The organism is Aliiglaciecola sp. NS0011-25 (genome assembly GCF_040370605.1).
GTDB classification, from domain to species: domain Bacteria; phylum Pseudomonadota; class Gammaproteobacteria; order Enterobacterales; family Alteromonadaceae; genus Aliiglaciecola; species Aliiglaciecola lipolytica_A.
On sequence record NZ_BAABWR010000022.1, the window covers coordinates 1 to 18782 of the forward strand.

13 protein-coding genes are annotated in these 18782 nt (G+C 42.6%); 3 read left to right on the forward strand and 10 right to left on the reverse strand.

The genetic code is table 11. From position 1 onward, the window contains the following. Positions 1-453 precede the first annotated feature (453 nt). Positions 454-1923 carry a polysaccharide lyase family 7 protein gene (locus ABWV72_RS17270; protein ID WP_353372010.1) on the forward strand — a complete coding sequence of 490 codons (1470 nt, stop codon included), beginning with the start codon at positions 454-456 and terminating at the stop codon, positions 1921-1923. A 576-nt stretch (positions 1924-2499) separates the two neighbouring features. Here the strand turns inward: ABWV72_RS17270 and ABWV72_RS17275 are convergent. The 4 genes from ABWV72_RS17275 to ABWV72_RS17290 form a co-directional block, all read right to left on the reverse strand. Then, complete coding sequence (locus ABWV72_RS17275; RefSeq protein ID WP_502902151.1) at positions 2500-3387, reverse strand: polysaccharide lyase family 7 protein; 888 nt, start codon at positions 3385-3387, stop codon at positions 2500-2502. A 133-nt stretch (positions 3388-3520) separates the two neighbouring features. Beyond that, entirely contained in the window at positions 3521-4813 is a 1293-nt protein-coding gene (locus ABWV72_RS17280; RefSeq protein ID WP_353372014.1) for an MFS transporter, read from the reverse strand. 172 nt (positions 4814-4985) lie between these two features. Beyond that, on the reverse strand, positions 4986-7310 hold the full coding sequence (locus tag ABWV72_RS17285; protein ID WP_353372016.1) for a chondroitinase-B domain-containing protein: 2325 nt from the start codon (positions 7308-7310) through the stop codon (positions 4986-4988). A 417-nt stretch (positions 7311-7727) separates the two neighbouring features. Beyond that, positions 7728-8474, reverse strand: a complete 747-nt coding sequence (locus ABWV72_RS17290) for an SDR family NAD(P)-dependent oxidoreductase (protein ID WP_216049486.1) — start codon at positions 8472-8474, stop codon at positions 7728-7730. 444 nt (positions 8475-8918) lie between these two features. Here ABWV72_RS17290 and ABWV72_RS17295 point away from each other — a divergent pair, with 444 nt between their 5' ends. Together ABWV72_RS17295 and ABWV72_RS17300 are read left to right on the forward strand one after the other, a co-directional pair. Next, positions 8919-9467: a heme NO-binding domain-containing protein gene (locus ABWV72_RS17295; protein ID WP_353372018.1), complete on the forward strand. Its 549-nt coding sequence runs from the start codon at positions 8919-8921 to the stop codon at positions 9465-9467. Continuing rightward, the gene (locus tag ABWV72_RS17300) at positions 9464-10957 is read left to right on the forward strand and encodes a sensor histidine kinase (RefSeq protein WP_353372020.1); all 1494 of its coding nucleotides are present in this window, start codon (positions 9464-9466) and stop codon (positions 10955-10957) included. Before ABWV72_RS17295 ends, ABWV72_RS17300 begins: the two co-directional genes overlap by 4 nt. Here ABWV72_RS17300 and nosR read toward each other — a convergent pair. The 6 genes from nosR to recG all read right to left on the reverse strand — a co-directional run bounded on the left by nosR (position 10954) and on the right by recG (position 18713). After that, positions 10954-12249 (reverse strand): response regulator c-di-GMP phosphodiesterase, NosR family, encoded by a 1296-nt coding sequence (gene nosR / locus ABWV72_RS17305; RefSeq protein ID WP_353372022.1) that lies wholly within the window; start codon positions 12247-12249, stop codon positions 10954-10956. The two genes, ABWV72_RS17300 and nosR, sit on opposite strands and share 4 nt — an antisense overlap. Then, positions 12242-13684: a sensor histidine kinase gene (locus ABWV72_RS17310; RefSeq protein ID WP_353372024.1), complete on the reverse strand. Its 1443-nt coding sequence runs from the start codon at positions 13682-13684 to the stop codon at positions 12242-12244. The genes nosR and ABWV72_RS17310 overlap by 8 nt, the downstream gene beginning before the upstream one ends. A gap of 42 nt (positions 13685-13726) precedes the next feature. Continuing rightward, on the reverse strand, positions 13727-14908 hold the full coding sequence (locus ABWV72_RS17315; protein WP_216049462.1) for a BaiN/RdsA family NAD(P)/FAD-dependent oxidoreductase: 1182 nt from the start codon (positions 14906-14908) through the stop codon (positions 13727-13729). A 480-nt stretch (positions 14909-15388) separates the two neighbouring features. Continuing rightward, complete coding sequence (locus ABWV72_RS17320; RefSeq protein ID WP_216049461.1) at positions 15389-15862, reverse strand: peroxiredoxin; 474 nt, start codon at positions 15860-15862, stop codon at positions 15389-15391. An 18-nt stretch (positions 15863-15880) separates the two neighbouring features. Next, entirely contained in the window at positions 15881-16645 is a 765-nt protein-coding gene (locus tag ABWV72_RS17325; RefSeq protein ID WP_353372027.1) for a class I SAM-dependent methyltransferase, read from the reverse strand. Then, on the reverse strand, positions 16638-18713 hold the full coding sequence (gene recG, locus ABWV72_RS17330) for an ATP-dependent DNA helicase RecG (protein ID WP_303501816.1): 2076 nt from the start codon (positions 18711-18713) through the stop codon (positions 16638-16640). Before recG ends, ABWV72_RS17325 begins: the two co-directional genes overlap by 8 nt. Positions 18714-18782 lie beyond the last annotated feature (69 nt).

Here is an 18782-nt window from a genome sequence, read left to right on the forward strand (position 1 = left end):
TTAGCCCCGCGCGTGTGATATTCCATGGCCTAAAGGCCATGCTACAACCCCCCGTTTACCATGATATATCGCATTCCACCTGTAGGCGGGTGTTTTAACCCCGCGCGTGTGATTTGATGGATTCCACCTGTAGGCGGGTGTTTTAACCCCGTGGGTGTGATTTGATGGATTCCATGGCCTAAAGGCCATGCTACAACCCCCCGTTTACCATGATATATCGCATTCCACCTGTAGGCGGGTGCTTTAGCCCCGCGAGTGATTTGATGGATTCCATGGCCTAAAGGCCATGCTACGAAGGCGATAAATCCCCTTAGAGACGTCGGATTCTGGTTAACCAAACAAATATAACCAAAAACGCAAATTGGTCTTACATTATTCTTGGAGTAACTAATTTTTACGCATATAATCCTTTTATTGAAGTAACATTAATTTTACATTTTGTAGGGGAAACGTATGTTTCGAAAGTGGTTACATAACCACAATCAAAGCCAAAAGGTCCATGCCTTGATAGTCATGATGTTGTCGATTGGGATCAGTGCTTGTGGCGGAAGTAGTGGAAGTACCGCAACGCCACCAGTCATTCCTCCAGTGGTTGTTGAGCCTACACCAGAGGTCTGTGTAAACGAGATATACGCTATTACTGCTGCTAGTGATGATGGTAGTTTTGAAAGTGGATATCCACCTGCAAATGCGGTTGATGGATTGACCACCCCAGAATCAAGATGGACAACTAATGGCTCAAATAAAGAGTTGATACTTGATCTAGGTAGTAGCAAAGAAGTCGGGGCTTTAACGATTAAGTGGTACAAAGGCAATGAACGTAATGCCTACTTTTCGGTAGAAACCTCTGCGGATGCTTCTCTTCAAAATGCCAGTTGGACTAGTGTGCTTAACGACGCAGAATCAAGTGGCAAGCATAGCGGCTTTGAATTGGTCAGTTTGGTTGAGTCAGATGCACGCTACATTAAGATTATTGCTGATGGAAACAGTCAAAACACATTCAACAGTATTGTTGAGATACAAGTCCATAGCTGCGAAGAGGCAAATGGCGAGTTTGCCGATATTTTCCCCAATGAAGTGGGTATCGACTTATTAGATTGGTATTTAAGTGTACCAACTGATGAGGATAATAGTGGAACTTCAGACTCCATTTTTGAGACCGAATTAGCTGCGGGTTACACTAATTCTGAGTACTTTTATGCTTCTGCTGACAATGGCATCGTCATGCGTTCACCAAGTTACGGCTTTAAAACCTCGCAAAACACAAGTTATGTGCGTGTAGAGTTGCGAGAAATGCTACGCCGCGGTAATACTTCGATTAGCACTCAGGGTGTAAACAAAAATAACTGGGTTTTTGCCAGTGCTTCCTCACAAGGTCAAGCTAATGCTGGCGGCGTAGACGGAGACCTGCGAGTTTCGTTAGCGGTTAATAAAGTCACAACCACAGGCGAAGATTATCAAATTGGACGGGTGGTGATTGGTCAGATCCATGCTAACGATGATGAGCCTGTGCGTTTATATTATCGAAAACTGCCGGGCAATAATCTCGGTTCTGTCTACTTTGCTCACGAGAGTCGTGTTAAAGACAGCGACGGTGATAATATTGAAACCTATGTTGAGATGATAGGTTCGAGAAGCAATTCAGCGAGTAATCCTTCAGATGGGATCGCATTGGACGAGAAGTTTAGTTATCAGATTAGTGTTAACGTTAATTTGCTGACGGTGACGATAAGCCGTGAAGGAAAAAGTGATGTGGTTGCCAATTACGATATGAGCGAAAGCTTGTACGACCAAGACGGCCAGTATCATTATTTCAAAGTCGGGGTTTATCACCTGAATAATTCAAGTGATCCTGATGAATACGCCCAGGCCACCTTTTACGAGATTAAGAATAGTCACACAGGTTATAGCGCCAGCGAGTAAAGCGTAAAATAGTGGGGGTGTTTTAACCCCGCGTGTGTGGTTCGATGGATTCCACGGGCTGAAGCCCGTGCTACAAACTACGAGGCGTTGGAGAGATTCCATGGCCTGAAGGCCATGCTACGGTGGCATCTTTTAACCCCGTGGGTTATTTGATGGATTCCCCCCTGTAGGCGGGTGTTTTAACCCCGCGCGGGTGATTTGATGGATTCCATGGCCTAAAGGCCATGCTACGGTGGTATCTTTTAACCCCGCGGGTGATTCGATGAATTCCATGGCCTGAAGGCCATGCTACAACCCGCGTTTACCATGATGTATCAGATTCCACCTGTAGGCGGTGTTTTAACCCCGTGGGTGATTCGATGGATTCCATGGCCTAAAGGCCATGCTACAACCCGCGTTTACCATGATGTATCGGGTTCCAACCTGTAGGCGGGTGTTTTAACCCCGCGGGTGATTAGATGGATTCCATGGCCTACGAGGCGTTGGATAGGATCCATGGCCTAAAGGCCATGCTACGGTGGGGTGTTTTAACCCCGTGGGTGATTTGATGGATTCCATGGCCTGAAGGCCATGCTACTAGTGCTGATTGTCTAGATGGTAAAAAGTGGCTTGCACGTAATCTTTGGGTTCGCCGCCGTTGTTTTGATTATAAACACCGGCTTTAAAATACATGTATTGGTTATTTTTGTGGTAGCCGCTGTCACTCATATCAAATGATTTGGTGATATTGGGTTTGCCTTGGCGAATCAAAGTAACAAAAAGAATATTATTTTCCACCGTGATCTTATAACTAAACTTTTCGTTTAATTCGATGCCATCTTCCGGATTGGCTAGGGTGTGAGAGCGCGTCCCAATTAGGTTTACCCACTCATCATCTCCGCCATTAATTTCATGGGCAAAGTACACCGAACCTTTAGAATTATTAGGCAGCTTGCGATAATAGAGTCGAATAGGTTCATCATCAGTGGCATGGATTTGGCCAATGATAACCCGCCCTAGCTTTTTCTCATCGCCGGTGGTTGACACCCGGTTCACCGCTAAGGTCGCTTCTAAACTTCCCTCAATGGCACCTGCTTTTCTTTTAACTGAGCCATGAGCTGCATCGAAAACCCAGTTATTTTCAGTAATACCTTGGGTTTTAATACGCGTATTTCCACGTCTTAACATTTCACGAAGTTCAGTTCGAGCGTACTTAGTGTTTTTAGAGGTTTTGGCACCGACATTGGGACAGGCAAAAACCATCCCACCATCATCTGCTGTATAAAAAAGCGGTTTTAATTCAAAGCCGCCGCTCAATGGTCTTTCGTATATAATATCGGCTTTTTTATCTTTATTAAGGTCCGTTGGCAGTGTCAGTGTCCAATCTAACAAATCAAAGTTTTCACTTGGCTTTTTAGTTGGATCGAGAGAGTCAAAGTTACCTAGCAAAACACCGTCAGCAAGGGTGCGGTGAGACTCAGGCATATAACTTTGGTTATTTGCTTGATTTGCATAGCTGAAAGGCGCAGCTGAAACCGCTAGGCCAATCAGAGAACTACAACAAATACTGCGTAAACTTAACATTGAACTCCCCCACTTCTTTCACAAACCAAAAGCACTATTTGGCTTCTACAGGCTCTATTTTAGGACACAATACCCAAATACTTGCCATTGCGAGTATCGCTAGCGCGGCACCAATCACAAATACCACTGTGTAGTTACCGTCGGCTGTTAATGAGGGCACTAGATAAATCAACACACCGGCAGCCAACTTCGCGGCCATCCCAGCAAAGCCCGATAAAGTACCAACAGATTTTCCGCCAAACAAATCACTTGGCAGTGTTTGAACATTACCAATAGAGGTTTGGAAACCGAACAAGATGGTCGCCATAATAAGTACAGCAGCAACTTCACCACCTGGATCAGACAGCATTAACAATGCAGGCAGCATGATTAAGCAACCCATAGTGATAACCAGTTTTCTGGTTTTATTTACTGTCCAGCCGGCTTTAAGACGATTTTGAGCAAGTAGGCCACCAAACCATGCGCCTAGCATCGCACCAACATAAGGAACCCAACCGTAAATCGCCAAGCCCTTAACATCCATTTGATAGACTTCAACCAAATAGGTAGGAATCCAAACAATAAATAACCACCAGATTGGGTCGATTGCTGCGGTAGCAATAATTACGCCCCAGCTTTGTTTATGAGATAACAGTTGACCTGTAGTTGGTGTGTACTCTGGCGCGCTGATGCCATTTTCACATTTCACTTCATTTTTCTGACCAGTCAGTATGTATTCGCGCTCTTCTTCAGTGATCCAAGGGTGAGATCCAGGAGGAGATTTAACAACAATCAACCAAGGAATAAGCCAAAGTAGTCCGGTACAACCTACAATCACAAATATTGCTTTCCAACTGAAAAACAATGCAAGGTAGGCGATTAACGGAATTGAAACTATCCCGCCGATTGCAGCGCCTGAGTTGAATATCCCTTGAGCTAACGCTCTTTCACGGGTTGGAAACCATTCCGCATTCGCTTTAGCAGCGCCGGGCCAGTTACCTGCCTCAGAAATACCTAAAATCGATCTAAAGATACTAAAGGTTAAGATACCTTGGGCAAAGGCGTGCATAATCGTCGCCAAAGACCAGATTCCGATGGACAGTACGAACCCCATTCGGGTTCCGACCCAATCGAAAATCTTACCAAATAACGCTTGTCCAAACGCGTACGAGAATAAGAAAACAATACTGATAATACCGTAGACTTCTTTCAACTCTGCATCAGTTTTTTCAGGGTAAATTTCCTTACCCATGAATGGCCAGAGTACGCTCAAGGATTGTCTGTCGATATAGTTCACTACCGTTGCCAGAGCAACGAGAGCAATAACCCACCATCTTAAATTCTTCATGTTTATGTTTACCTATACCTGATGCTAATAATATTATTCTTTACGTTTATGATTACGTTTGTTGGTTAACTTTTAGAACCTTCATTAATCTCGAAACCCTTGCATAATGCCTTACTCACATATTCTTTATAAGAGTAGGTGAGCACGGTTTCGCTGTCTTGGTTTTATTGCTTCACTTAGAAACATTACCTTTCATAACCGCAGTAGAAGGACCCTTAGCAAAGGTTTCTGTCACTACCGGTAAAGGTGTTTTAGTAAATGTATTGTTCAATATCTGGGTACGCGGCTCACCAACAGTATGATCGATAGTGATGACCTTGCTTTGCGTAAACTGATTTCCCTCTAATAGAGTCTGTTGAACACCTAAAAGAAAGATAGCAGAGGCAGATTTATTACGTTTGCCGCCACCAACATTTTCAACTGTGCTGTTGGTCATTCTAAAATGTGGACCAAAAGTACTTTCATCTGTACCGCCACGATAGACTTTCGCAACCGCACCTTCAATGTTCACAAAACTAGAATTTTTGATAGTGACGTATTCCGCATTATAAATGCCCAAATCATCTTGTTCTTTGTCTAAGCGTAGAACATCACCCGTGATATTTTTGAAAACACTATCAGTAATCTCAATATTTTCGGCCATGCTGCGATAACCAGAGTCAAACACATGGGCCGAGTGGTTCACATTTAAATCGGTGATATGCGTATTGTTGATGGTCAATTTGTAATTATGTAGGGTAGGTAATTTGGTATTTCGAATTAACACATTACCTGCGTTGTCTGGAGTTTTAACGCCTGAGATATTCAGTCCATCTAATTTCAAGCTGCCGCCATCTTCTATCTCAAAAGTCAAAGAACGCATTGGGTAAAGAGTAACGGAACGTGGAGTAGCGGCTTTAAGGGTTACCACAGACTTCACTTGTAGTTGTTTGTTGAGATCATAGTTACCTGGCGCAAGCATTATGACGCTGCCGTCTTCTACTTCACCGATTGTTTTCATAAGCTCTGCGGCTGAAGAAACATTCACCACACCTGCAGAATCAAACTCAACAGGCGCGTCGGCTTTAGGATACCAACTTACACCGGTTTCATCTTTAGCAATAGGTTTAAGTGACGCTGCAGCACCAACATTGGCTTGCTGTGCGCTGGCACTTTGAAGAAGACCATTATCGCCTCTGACCAAATCACTTTTGTGTATTGTGAAACCTGAAGCAATCTCTTCTTGTGGAGATTGGCTGGCAATGTTGTTGGCAAAGGTAATACCTGAAACATCATCAAATATTTTAAAAGGATTACTGCCGTCAGCATTGATGATCAAATTATTTGAAAAGCTGCTGTCAATTGGTGTTGCAGTACGCTCACTGTCACTGCCGCCAGCCAAATTAATGTTGTCGACGTTAACAATAGTGTTGTTTTCGATTGTCGCGTTTTTAACTTGATGATAGCGGTTAATAGTTGAATTAGGCACGCCGTTTAGAATAGTAAAGCCACCACCAAAACGAATTCCTGTTAACCCTTCCATATAGTTGTTGCGAATGGTTTGGTCAGCGTTGATGACACGAATACCACCAGTATGGTCTTTGCCATTACCGAAGAATACGTTGCCTTCGACAACGTTACCGTTACCATGACGTAGAGTTAAGGTTCCGCGGCTTTCTAAAAATACATTATTAAGGAATTGGTTTTTACCAGATTTATTAGAAATGATTTCCACTTCACCGTTACAACGTTCAAAGTAATTATTTTCAACCACTGTGAAAGAGTCTGTTAAAGAGTACTTACTGGTACCAATACGCAGTGTTTCGCCACCGTTAGAACCAAGGATTGGACGTGGACCGAAGTAGTTATGATCTATGCGGTGATGGTTCTGTTGGCTATCTTCTGTATTCAGTCTAACCGCCATGGTCACACCAGCATTGTTTTTACCTTCCAAATGGCTGTGGTCAAAACGGTTATTCTTGCCGTATAAGACAACCCATTTATCCGCATTAAATTTGTCCGTGTTGCTAAATCCATCTATAACGACTTCGGTTACCCGTGAATTATAAGCTAAGGTGTTAGCGTCTTCTCTGAACGAAATCACTTCACCAGTGGGGCTGTATCCGTCTTTAAATACGAGTCCTTCAACAACTAAATATTCACCAGATAAACGTAAGTTAGAAAGTCCGGTTAAAATGACTTTGCCTTTGGTTTGGGCTTTTAGGGTAATTGGGTTTTCAGCTGTGCCTTTACCTTTTAAAAGAATTTCAAAATCTTTCCATTCTTTGTCAGCGAGAATTAAGGTATCGCCAGGTTGTAATGAGGCCGCAGCTTCTAAAAACTGCTGTTGGTTGTTAATCAAAATACCATCTGCGGTTTTGAGCATTTCAGCAGAAGCTGATTGGCTAGTTGAGTTTTTGCTAGTGTCAGCATTTTGAGAAGATGCGCTACAACCCACAACTGAAACAACCATGGTAAGAGCGACGATACGAGGAAAAGAGAATTTTTTAGCAAACATTCAACACGACCTAATTCCATTTTTAAAAATAAGTAGAACCCTTTCAGTATTATTAATACGATGAGCTCTGGTTGGCATTGTATGTAGTGGAAACCATACATGATTTATTTGTTACTGACACTATTACTTGTGCGTCAACTAAGCTTAGGCTTTGAATTGCAATAATTAAAGTAATGAATATCGAATAGACAATGTAACCAATTCAACAACATTGTGTCAACCACACATTAACATTTATTATTACCAATAGCGCCATTATTGGTAATACCAAATGGTAGCCCGTTGTTTTTAAAAGAGTTTAATTACAAAAAAAAGGGCCCCATTAAAAGAGACCCTGAAATTCACTACCTAACTTATCAAAATAGCCCTGTCACTTAACCCAGACTTTTCAAACTAGTTTGATAAGCTATTGTTTTATTATGAGAAAAGTAACCCGCCGTTTATGTCAACATTATTTCCCGTCATATACGAAGAGTCATCATCAGCTAAAAATCCAACTAATTTAGCCACTTCTTCTGAAGTTCCCTCACGTTTGATACAAGTCGCCCCAGCCACATTAGTTCGCACTGCATCTGGAGTGAAAGTGTCATGGAAGCCAGTTGAAATCATCCCTGGGCAAACCGAATTAACCCGAATATTAGGACCTAGCTCTTTGGCTAAACCACGGGTAAAGGTTGATACAGCGCCCTTAGACGTTGCATAAGGGATAGCACCACCGCCACCACCGTCACGAGCAGCTTGAGAAGAGAAAGTGACGATAGAGCTGCCCGGTTTCATATGCGGGATAACAGCTTGCGACATTAAAAACAGCGAAGTTAGGTTCACATCTAGTACTTTTTTCCAGTGAGCTAAATCCATTTCGGTTATTTTTTTGCGCTCAACCAAGCCACCAGAAACGTGGACTAAGCAGTCGATAGCGCCAAATTCTGATAATGCAGCTTTTACGGTCGCATCAACACTGCTTTGCTCGGTTAAATCGGCTTGCACAGCGACCGCTTTGCCACCAGCGGCAGTAATTTTAGCAACCGTTTCTTGTGCTGTTGTGGCACTGGCATGATAGGTTAACAAAACGCTCGCACCTCTCGATGCTAATTCTACTGCACAGGCAGCGCCAATATCTCGACCACCACCAGCTACAATAGCTACTTTACCTGTCATTGACATAAGTTGTTCTCCAAGAGTAAATGTTTGTTTATACCAGAATGAAATCTTGCAATTATTACGTTGTGTAGCTGATAACCAGAGATCTTAACAATCCAATTAACGTCAACATGCACGCGCAACTGCTGGTGTATATGTTAAATTAAAGTAACTAACCCGAATTTCATTGTCAACCAAGAAATTAAATTGATCATTACCAAAAATACTAACCAAAATTACTATTTGGTCGTAATAATGACTATAGTCTATTCATTAAATTAATGACTATTATTTAATATATGCAGAGTAAAGTGCGACAATATGTTAATCAAAATGCGCCCTGTAACGGAAGAAAGATTAATCAGTGCGACTAAAGCAGCATTGATATAAAAGTGGAAAAGGTTTTCAATCTAGCTTTGATACGCCTATGTTTAATACAGACATGCTTAAATTTGATAGATAGAAGGAATGGCCGTGAAAGGTATTGTTTTTGTAAAGTTTAATGAGTTTATCGAAGAGCTGTGGGGTGAGGAGTTTTGGGACACCTTACTGGATGAAGCGAATTTACCAAGTGAAGGCATTTATACAACAGTAGGCACTTATGACGATGAGGAGTTATTTACCCTAGTTGGACTTGTGGTAGAAAAACAAAACATCTCAGCTAAAGACGCTCAGTTCGCATTCGGAAAATGGGTTTTCAAGGAATTATTTAACGCCGCGCCAGCTGGTGCTCATGATTTTAAAGACGTTTTTGAATTTTTACACGCGGTGCAAGACTTTATCCACGTAGAAGTCAAAAAACTCAATCCTGATGCCTTATTACCTGAGTTTGAATTTCTATCTGAAACACCGACTACCCTATCTTTCCACTATCAATCTCCGCGCAAGTTATGTTATTTCTGCGAAGGCATTGTGCACGGTCTAGCGGAACACACTGAACAAAAAATTGCGGTCTCACAAACAGAATGTGAACATCAAGGTGATCAACGCTGCGTGTTAGAGGTGGTGAAAGTTTGACACTATCCAAAGAAGAATTGGAAAAAAGAGTTTCCGTTCTTGAACGCAAGGCCTTGAGGGAAAAAAAGGCACGGCAATTAGCTGAGAACCAGCTAGAAAAATACTCTTTGGACATATACGAAGCCAATCAGTCGTTGAAGGGCGCTCTGGCCGACTCTAAACAAAAGCAACTGGAATTAGAGTATCTAGCGCGCACCTCCAGCGATGTGGCATCTGAAATACCGCTCAACGACATGATATCCAATATCGTGATGTTGACAGGTGAATTTTGTTCCGCAAGTTATGGACTTTTAATTATTAGCGAAAATGGCCAAGACTTATCTGACAAGAACAAAAAAGTATGGTCGTTAGAACAAGGTTGGCAGGAAAACAGCAAAGCTAAAGAATTAGCAGTTTCTTTATTACCCCTTTGTGAGTCAACAATTATGGACTCATGGTTGGTTTCACTAGTTGACAACAGCGAGCTTGACGAAAATCGACCTATCAATTCAATTTTCTATACGAACTTTGCTTGGTCTGGCTCTAAAGTAGGATGGTTAGCGTTTTTAAGCGAAGATGAAGGCATTGCGGAAGATTTGCTACCGGTATTAAACACCTCAAAAGAGCACTTAGTCAGCGGTATTCGAAGACGCTTAACGGATATTCGGATATTGAAACGTAACGTGCAGTTGCAAGATTCCTTAAGTAAGCTCGAAAAAGCTCGCCGTCAACTTATTCAGTCAGAAAAAATGGCATCTTTAGGGCAGTTAGCCGCTGGCGTAGCCCACGAAATTAATAACCCTATCGCTTTTATACGCTCAAATTTAGAAGTGCTGCAAGATTACTTAAATGATTACAAACAACTCAATACGCAGATGCAAGCCAGCTTCGAAAAAAACAAAACATTGGATATTTCTCGGTTTAAAGACATATGTAAAAAGGTTGACCTAGACTACATCGAAGAAGACTCCGAAGATCTACTTCAATCAAATATTGAAGGCTTAGACAGAGTGAAAGAAATCGTCGATAACTTGAAAGGGTTTTCTCACTCAGGAGATGAAGCTTTAGTTGAAACATCGTTAAACGACTGTATTCAGGCCGCCCTTAAAATTGCAGGTAATATGTTCAAATACCAGCACAAAATTGATAATCACATGTCTACTGATTGCCCTTTGATTTTAGGTATCTCCGGCCAATTGCAGCAAGTTTTTGTGAATTTATTTGTCAACGCTGCTCACGCAATGGAGGACGGCGGTATACTCACAATTGACTACACCAAAATCAACGACGCTGTGGTAATCCACATCAAAGACACTGGCAGCGGTATGGATGAGGAAACGGTAAATCAACTATTTACGCCTTTTTTCACCACTAAACCTGTAGGTGTGGGCACCGGCTTAGGACTATCCGTATCTTATGCAATTTTAGAAGCTCACGGCGCGCAGGTTACCGTTGATTCTGAGTTAAATGTGGGCACCACCTTCAATATCACGTTTCCAGTGATTAACTAAGCCTCAACCCTATCATCTTCTACAATCAATGAGATCGGTTTGGCTTGGCTTTTTTCAAATTGGGTTAGCTTCAAAATCGTCGCTTGATTAAAAACGTGTCCTTCTGGCAACACCAGAATATGTTTGTCATTCAAAATGTTGTACTTCAATGTCATCCCAGGCTCGAGCTCCTGAGTAGTAATAACGTTTTCGACAAACTCATCTGAAACAATATCTTCGTTATCCAACAAAATATCCAGTATTTGCGGATCGTAATGAGTCCCTTTCAATTTAGTCATTTCGATCGGAAAAGTAGTATCGTCCAATTTTACTGGATTGATGCGGCCCATCTTATAACGCCAATAGTCTCTGGCTACCGCCAAGATTTTTGCGCCTAAGGGGATTTGTGCATCCACTAATTTCTTGGGACCAGAACCGTTCAATGTTTCAAATTGGCAGGTAATTATATCTGCTACATCTTGTAGATGGGTTGCAGGAGCAAGTACCAACTGAGCCACTTTAATTTGTTCTAGGTATTCCTGCTGCTGGTTGTAATTGAGCTCTTTGAAGGGTTTGCTGTATAGGGCTGTATCTAGCCCTAATAAGCCAATTTCACACAGCAATGCGGCATAAGATATGGTATTAATCTGTTGTTTGGGTAATGATAATTTTTCCGCTATGCGTTTGGCAAGTAAGCTAACACTATTCGCAAAACCACCGTTTAAGTTAGGGTTAATACTGATTAAATTGTATAGTACTTTTTGGGTGGCACTGTTGTTATGCTCAATTCGCTGCATCGCTACGTGTATTTGTTTAGTACGCAACTTAACTTTGTCTTCTAAGTTTTGATTGAGCTTTTTAAGCAGCGAGTTTTGTTTTTTTACTAACTTCTGTAAATGACTATTTTCATGCTTTAATCTGACTTTTTCCAAACCTTCTTCGATAGTTTGAATAACCTCTTCGTTATTCCAAGGTTTTTGTAAATAACGGTGGATCTTGCCTTTGTTTACCGCATCTATGGTTGATTCCATATCGGAATAACCGGTTAGTAGAATACGATGACAATCCGGTTCTGTTATTGCTACTTTTTCTAATAATTGCGCACCAGACATGCCCGGCATTTTCATATCGGATATAACCAGATCGATCTTATTTTGTTGCATTATCTCTAGTGCTTGTGCGCCACTTTCAGCAAGTAGCAACTGATAGTTTTGTCTATGCAGCAAGCGCTTCATTGACTTAAGAATATTTACTTCATCATCAACGCAAAGCACTGTCATTGGTATTTCTGTTTCAACATTTTTTTCACTCATTATGGTTGCTCTTGAGAAATTCGCTATCGTTTTGAATCGGCAGGGTTACGGTAAAACAACTGCCTTTGTTGAGTTTACTGGTTACGCTAATGTCACCACCGTGTTCTTGAATAATGCCGTAGGAAATAGACAAACCTAAACCTGTTCCCTTGCCCACATCTTTAGTAGTGAAAAACGGATCAAACAACTTACTTAAGTTATCAGGCGCGATACCAGATCCATTGTCTTTAACCGATATAACAACATCTTGGTTTTGTACTTTAGTGGAAATAGTGATTTGTCCTTTCTCACCTATCGCCTGCCCTGCATTGATTAATAAATTGGTGAGTACCTGGCTAATTTTTCCAAAATTCATCTTTATTTTGGGTAACTCGCCGAGATCTTTATGAATTTCACAATGGTATTTAAGCTCATTGCCGACCATTTTAAGGGTGGTCTCGATACAATCATTAATATCTAACCAACTCTTTTCCTCCGTGTCTGCCCGAGAAAATTGTTTTAGATCTTTGACGATATTGGTGATCCTATCTAAACCATCAACAGACTCGCTAAGAATGTCTTTCGCATCTTCATTGATAAAATCTAAATCTTCATTATTTACAATATCAATTAATTTTTGTTTAGAGGGCTCTACAGATTGGGATGTATCGTTCGCAAAAACAGTTGCCACTTGTGTACTGATTTGACGATAGACATCAATATATTGTTCAAGGGAACTTAAATTACTTTTAACAAAACCAATGGGATTATTAATTTCATGGGCTACGCCTGCAGCAAGTTGTCCGATGGAAGCCATTTTTGCAGATTGCGTCAGCTGTTTCTGAGTGGCATGTAGCTCCTGATTTATCTGTTCCAGTTGATGATTTCGTTGGTTTAATAAGGTAGTGCGTTGCTCTACTTTTTGCTCCAATGTGCTATTAAGCAGCTCAAGCTCCTGCTGGTAAGCTTCAGTGCGTGCATTCTCATATTCCAAGGTAGTCGCGAGTTTATTGAAAGCGCGAGTCACTTCGGCTAATTCGTCATTGCCATTCACTGGTAGCTGAGCCTGATTAAAAGAGCCACTTTCTATATTGCTTGAAATTTCTCGTGCAGCAGTTCGTAGAGTTGCCAATTGCTTGGTTAAGTAATTTCCCAACACAAAGGAAAACAAAGCCACTAGCGCCATTTCTATGACAGCGATACCAGTAGTCCAATTTTTAATCATGTCTACTGAGGTGCGAATATTAGAATTATCTAAGCCAAGCTCGACGCGACCATAAATGTGCTCAGATTCAGTGATTGTGGCAAAACTATCAAACACTCCATCATTTACGTCTTTGACTTGCGCATCTTCGACAAACTCACGAGATAACAATTGTGTATCACCGGCTTGGGCCAAACCTGAATTTGAAAAAACCCTAATTAACCAACCATTTAAGGTTGCAGATAAAGCCAATTAGATTTGCACAAACGCATTCAGTGGATCTTGGAATATGATTTAAACATTTTGCCCAGCAACCCAAGCGCTGCTCCAGGCCCATTGGAAATTATAGCCGCCAAGCCAACCGGTGACATCGACCACTTCACCGATAAAAAATAGGCCATCGATGTCGTTTGCCATCATGGTTTTCGACGATAGTTGATTAGTATCGACGCCGCCCAAAGTGACTTCTGCTGTTCGATAGCCCTCTGTACCATTGGGTTTTAATTGCCATTGATGGAAGGCTGCGGAAACTTGCTCAAGCTGCTTACCTTGGAATTGTTTAAGGGGTTTATTTTGTAATCCCAAATAGGGTAACGCCGTCTGTACGTAGCGTTTTGGAAAGTGCTTAGATAACGCGGTCGCTAACAAACTATCTGGTGACTGTTGCTGGCTTTGGTTCAATTCTTCGAGTAAATCGCCGTTGGGAAACAAATCAAACTCAACCTCTTGACCTGGATGCCAAAACGATGAAATTTGTAACACCGCTGGGCCGCTTAAACCGCGATGGGTGAATAAGATATTTTCGTTAAAACTAGTATTATTGCAGCTTGCTCGCGCGTCTAAAGAAATGCCACTTAACTCGGCTAATACGCTTTTGTCTTGCTCGTGTAACGTGAAAGGAACCAGTCCAGCCCGCGTTGGTTTTACACTTAAACCAAACTGTTCAGCTATTTTGAAGCCGAATGGTGATGCGCCTAATTTCGGCATAGATAAGCCACCGGTGGCCACCACCAGCGACTCGCACCTATATTCACCTTTGCTGGTTTGCAAAGTAAATCCATCGGATGTTTTATCAATATCGAGAATTTCACATTGATTAGTCACCCCAGCCCCTGCCTTATCGCATTCTTGCAATAGCATATTGAGGATATCTTTGGCCGAATCATCACAAAATAATTGCCCGAGAGTTTTCTCGTGATAAGCGATTCCGTATTCAGCGACCAACCCAATGAAGTCCCATTGGGTGTAACGACTTAGGGCTGATTTACAATAATGGGGATTGTCTGAAAGAAAGTTTTCAGGGCTGGCGTACATATTGGTGAAATTGCAGCGCCCACCACCTGACATCAATATTTTGCCACCAATACGTTTAGCGTGATCCAGTACTTGCACCTTGCGGCCACGCTTAGCGGCTTCAGCTGCACAAAATAATCCGGCAGCACCAGCGCCGATGACAATGACATCAAGTTGTTTCAATATATACTCTGTTTTTGTGTGTGATGAAATTTGAGCGATTAGAAATATCTACGCAAATTGTTGAGGGGCATTATATCGTTTCCAAGAAGGTGTGGCACGGGATTTATCCGGCAGAGGACAATACCCCCGTAGCATGGCCTTTAGGCCATGAAAGCTTAGTGCTAGAGCGCGGGGTTAAAACACCCGCCTACAAGAACATTCTCGTAGCATGGCCTTCAGGCCATGGAAAAATACCGAACCGCGGGGCTAAAGCACCCGCCTGCAAGAACGTCCACCTGTTGCACGGCCTTTAGGCCGTGGAAAAATACCGAACCGCGGGGTTAAAACACCCGCCTACAAAAAACATTCTCGTAGCATGGCCTTCAGGCCATGGAAAAATACCGAACCGCGGGGCTAAAGCACCCGCCTGCAAGAACGTCCACCTGTTGCACGGCCTTTAGGCCGTGGAAAAATACCGAACCGCGGCGCTAAAGCACCGGCCTACAGAGACTTCAACATTGTCTCGGCATCACTAACTTCGAATGTGCCTGGTTCTTCAATATTTGCTACTTTGATAACGCCATCTTCGACCAACATGCTATAACGACACGAACGGACGCCACCAAATGTGCCGGTGTCGATGTTCATACCGATTGCACTGGTAAAATTACCATCGCCATCGGCTAACATTAAAATCTCGTCGGCATTGTGTTGTTTACCCCAAGCTTCCATCACGAAGGCATCGTTTACTGATAAACAAATAATAGTGTCGACGCCTTTGGCTTTGATTTTATCGGCTAGTGTCACATAACCAGGTAAATGTGCTTGTGAACAAGTTGGTGTGAATGCACCAGGCACAGCAAACAAAACAACCTTTTTATCAGCGAAAAGGTCTGTGGTTGTGAATGTTTTCATTTCACCATTAATTCTTGCTGTGACATTTGCTTCTGGTAACTCACTGCCTTTACTAATCATAATGTTCTCCAATTAATTCTATAGGTTGGTCAAATAGACATCAAAGCGAAGCTTTTTGCCTTTAATCGACATATTAGGTTGTTTATCATTTAGGTAAGGAGCCGTATCTGGCCTTTTTACCACAACTCGTCGTTTTGCTAATTTTAGCGCAGGTTCGAGTAAGTCATCCGCATCTTCATCGACTCCCAGCAACGTTTGGAACAAGCGCATTTCTTTTTTCACTAGCGCCGATTTTTTGCGATGGGGAAACATAGGGTCCAAATACACCACATCCGGTTGTGTATTTTGCCAACTCGCCATAATTTCCGTCGCTGTGCCGCGCAAAAGAGTCATTCGTTGCGGTAGCCAATCACTCACCAGTGGTTGAGATTTAGCTCGCTGCAAACCATCTTCTAATAAGGCAGCTACTTCTTTGGATCGTTCAATCATATCTACGTGGCAACCAAAGCTTGCCAATATAAATGCATCTCGGCCTAAACCAGCGGTTGCATCTAAAATCCGCGGAAAAACATTTCCTTTGATGCCCACAGCCTTTGCTATGGATTCTTTTTTAACACTGGTTTGTTGTCGTCTGAAGGTCAATACATCAGATGCAAAGTCTACAAACACCGCGCCTAATTTGGGTTCATCCAACTGTTTAAGGGCCAAATAGTGTTGATCTAATACTAGCGCTAATCCCTGAGTTTGCTGATTATCAATCTCCAATCCCCAGTTTGTTTGCCAAATAACAGCTTGTTCCTGTAATTGTGGATTTTCCGGTTCAGTTAATATTAGCTTAAGCATGGCCATAACGCTCTTTATGTCCTAGCCAGCGATTAATGATGGCTTGAGATTTTGACGGATAATGTTGCCACATATGAGAAGCAATATTTTGAACTTGAGGGATGAGTTCGGCATCTCTAATTAAATCAGCAATTCTGAGATCCGCCAATCCAGTTTGCTTAGTACCAAGCAACTCCCCCGGCCCTCGTATTTCAAGGTCTTGTTGCGCAATATAAAAACCATCATGGGATTCACGCAACACTTTTAACCGTTTGCTCGCGGTTTTCGACAATGGACTTTGATACATCAACACACAATGACTTTCCACTGAGCCCCGCCCTACTCGCCCTCGCAACTGGTGTAATTGAGCTAAGCCAAGCCGCTCGGGGTTTTCAATAATCATTAAACTAGCATTAGGTACATCGACCCCCACTTCTATTACGGTTGTGGCCACTAATAAGTCCAATTCACCTTGCTTAAATTGCTCCATGATTTGCTGCTTTTCTTGCGATTTCAGGCGGCCATGAACCAGTCCTACCTTTAATTCGGGTAAAGCGGTATGCAGGGCAATAGCTGTGTCTTCTGCGGCCTGACACTGCAACACTTCTGACTCATCAATAAGGGTACAGACCCAATAAGTTTGACGCTTCTGGTTAACTGCAGCGTTACGCACTCTTTCAATCACTTCACCTCGCCGCGTATCGGGTAGCACAACTGTGGTGATTGGCGTGCGCCCTGGGGGTAGCTCATCAATTATCGAGGTATCAAGATCCGCATACGCTGTCATCGCTAAGGTTCGTGGAATAGGGGTTGCGGTCATAATCAGTTGATGGGGAAACGCCCCCTGTAGCTCGCCTTTCTCTCGTAACGCCAAACGCTGGTGCACACCAAATCTATGTTGTTCATCGACAATAACTAAGGCAAGTTTATGATACTCAACCGCTTCTTGGAAAACCGCATGAGTACCTATGAGCATATCAATCTGACCATTTTTCAGTTCAGTTAATACCGATTCTCTGGCTTTACCTTTTAACTTACCGGCCAGCCAACCAATTCGAATATTAAGCGGTGAAAGCCAATCACTAAAGTTATTGGCATGTTGTTCTGCCAGCAGCTCAGTGGGTGCCATCATTACCACTTGGAAACCTGCACCTATAGCAGACAAAGCTGCCATTGCCGCCACCAATGTTTTACCAGAGCCCACATCTCCCTGGACTAACCGCATCATTGGCGAGTCTTGTTGCATATCATGCTGAATTTCATCTACCACACGGGATTGCGCGTTGGTTGGAGTAAAGGGTAAGTTTCCTAAAAACTGGTCGATTAACGCTGTAGAAATCGGAATCGAAAAAGTTTGTTGGCGCTTACTTTGCTGGCGAACTTTTAAAACACTTAAATGGTGAGCTAGTAGTTCTTCGATGATCAAGCGTTGCTGAGCTGGATGTTTGCCTTCCTCTAATAGCGACAAGGCGACATCGGGAGGCGGCCTATGGACGAGCGATAGAGCATCTACTAGGCTAATTTGTGCCGCGTAAAGATTATCAGGCAGCAGTTCCGCTAGCCCACCCTGTTTTAGTTTGGTTAAGGCTTGCTCACTAAGGTTACGCAGCGTGATTTGCTTTACGCCTTCGGTGGTGGGGTACACTGGAGTAAGTGATTCTTCCAACTCGCTGACGGATTCATCACGTTTAACGCGATATTCAGGATGCATCATTTCTAAGCCGAATTTGCCTGCCCGCACTTCGCCGAAAGCACGAATCGTGGTGCCTTTTTCTAAACTGTTTTTTTGTGCTGCCGAGAAATGGAAAAAGCGTAAGGTAAGGGTGCCAGTATTGTCACTTACTCGCACCACCAACATCCGTTTTCGGCCAAATTGCACATCACAAGACATTACTTCCCCTTCAATGCTTGTGTGCAAAAAGGGCTGCAAATCGCCAATCGGGTAGATACGCGTGCGATCTTCGTAACGAAGGGGCAAATGGAACAGCATGTCCTGAATGGTAACTAACCCAATTTTTTCGAGCTTTTCAGCAACTTTGCTGCCTACACCTTTTAATTCGGTTAATTTTGTTATTGCCAGAGATTGCATCTGAGCCTTTTTATTCAGAACGAAACAACCTGTTATTTTGCCTTACAGCCAGCAGAATACAACTATTCT

Bases quoted from the DNA above. Each gene is read 5' to 3' on its own strand.
- ABWV72_RS17270 (WP_353372010.1), top strand. From the start codon at position 454: ATGTTTCGAAAGTGGTTACATAACCACAATCAAAGCCAAAAGGTCCAT.
- ABWV72_RS17275 (WP_502902151.1), bottom strand. From the start codon at position 3,387: ATGCCTGAGTCTCACCGCACCCTTGCTGACGGTGTTTTGCTAGGTAAC.
- ABWV72_RS17280 (WP_353372014.1), bottom strand. From the start codon at position 4,813: ATGAAGAATTTAAGATGGTGGGTTATTGCTCTCGTTGCTCTGGCAACG.
- ABWV72_RS17285 (WP_353372016.1), bottom strand. From the start codon at position 7,310: ATGTTTGCTAAAAAATTCTCTTTTCCTCGTATCGTCGCTCTTACCATG.
- ABWV72_RS17290 (WP_216049486.1), bottom strand. From the start codon at position 8,474: ATGTCAATGACAGGTAAAGTAGCTATTGTAGCTGGTGGTGGTCGAGAT.
- ABWV72_RS17295 (WP_353372018.1), top strand. From the start codon at position 8,919: ATGGCCGTGAAAGGTATTGTTTTTGTAAAGTTTAATGAGTTTATCGAA.
- nosR (WP_353372022.1), bottom strand. From the start codon at position 12,249: ATGAGTGAAAAAAATGTTGAAACAGAAATACCAATGACAGTGCTTTGC.
- ABWV72_RS17320 (WP_216049461.1), bottom strand. From the start codon at position 15,862: ATGATTAGTAAAGGCAGTGAGTTACCAGAAGCAAATGTCACAGCAAGA.
- ABWV72_RS17325 (WP_353372027.1), bottom strand. From the start codon at position 16,645: ATGCTTAAGCTAATATTAACTGAACCGGAAAATCCACAATTACAGGAA.
- recG (WP_303501816.1), bottom strand. From the start codon at position 18,713: ATGCAATCTCTGGCAATAACAAAATTAACCGAATTAAAAGGTGTAGGC.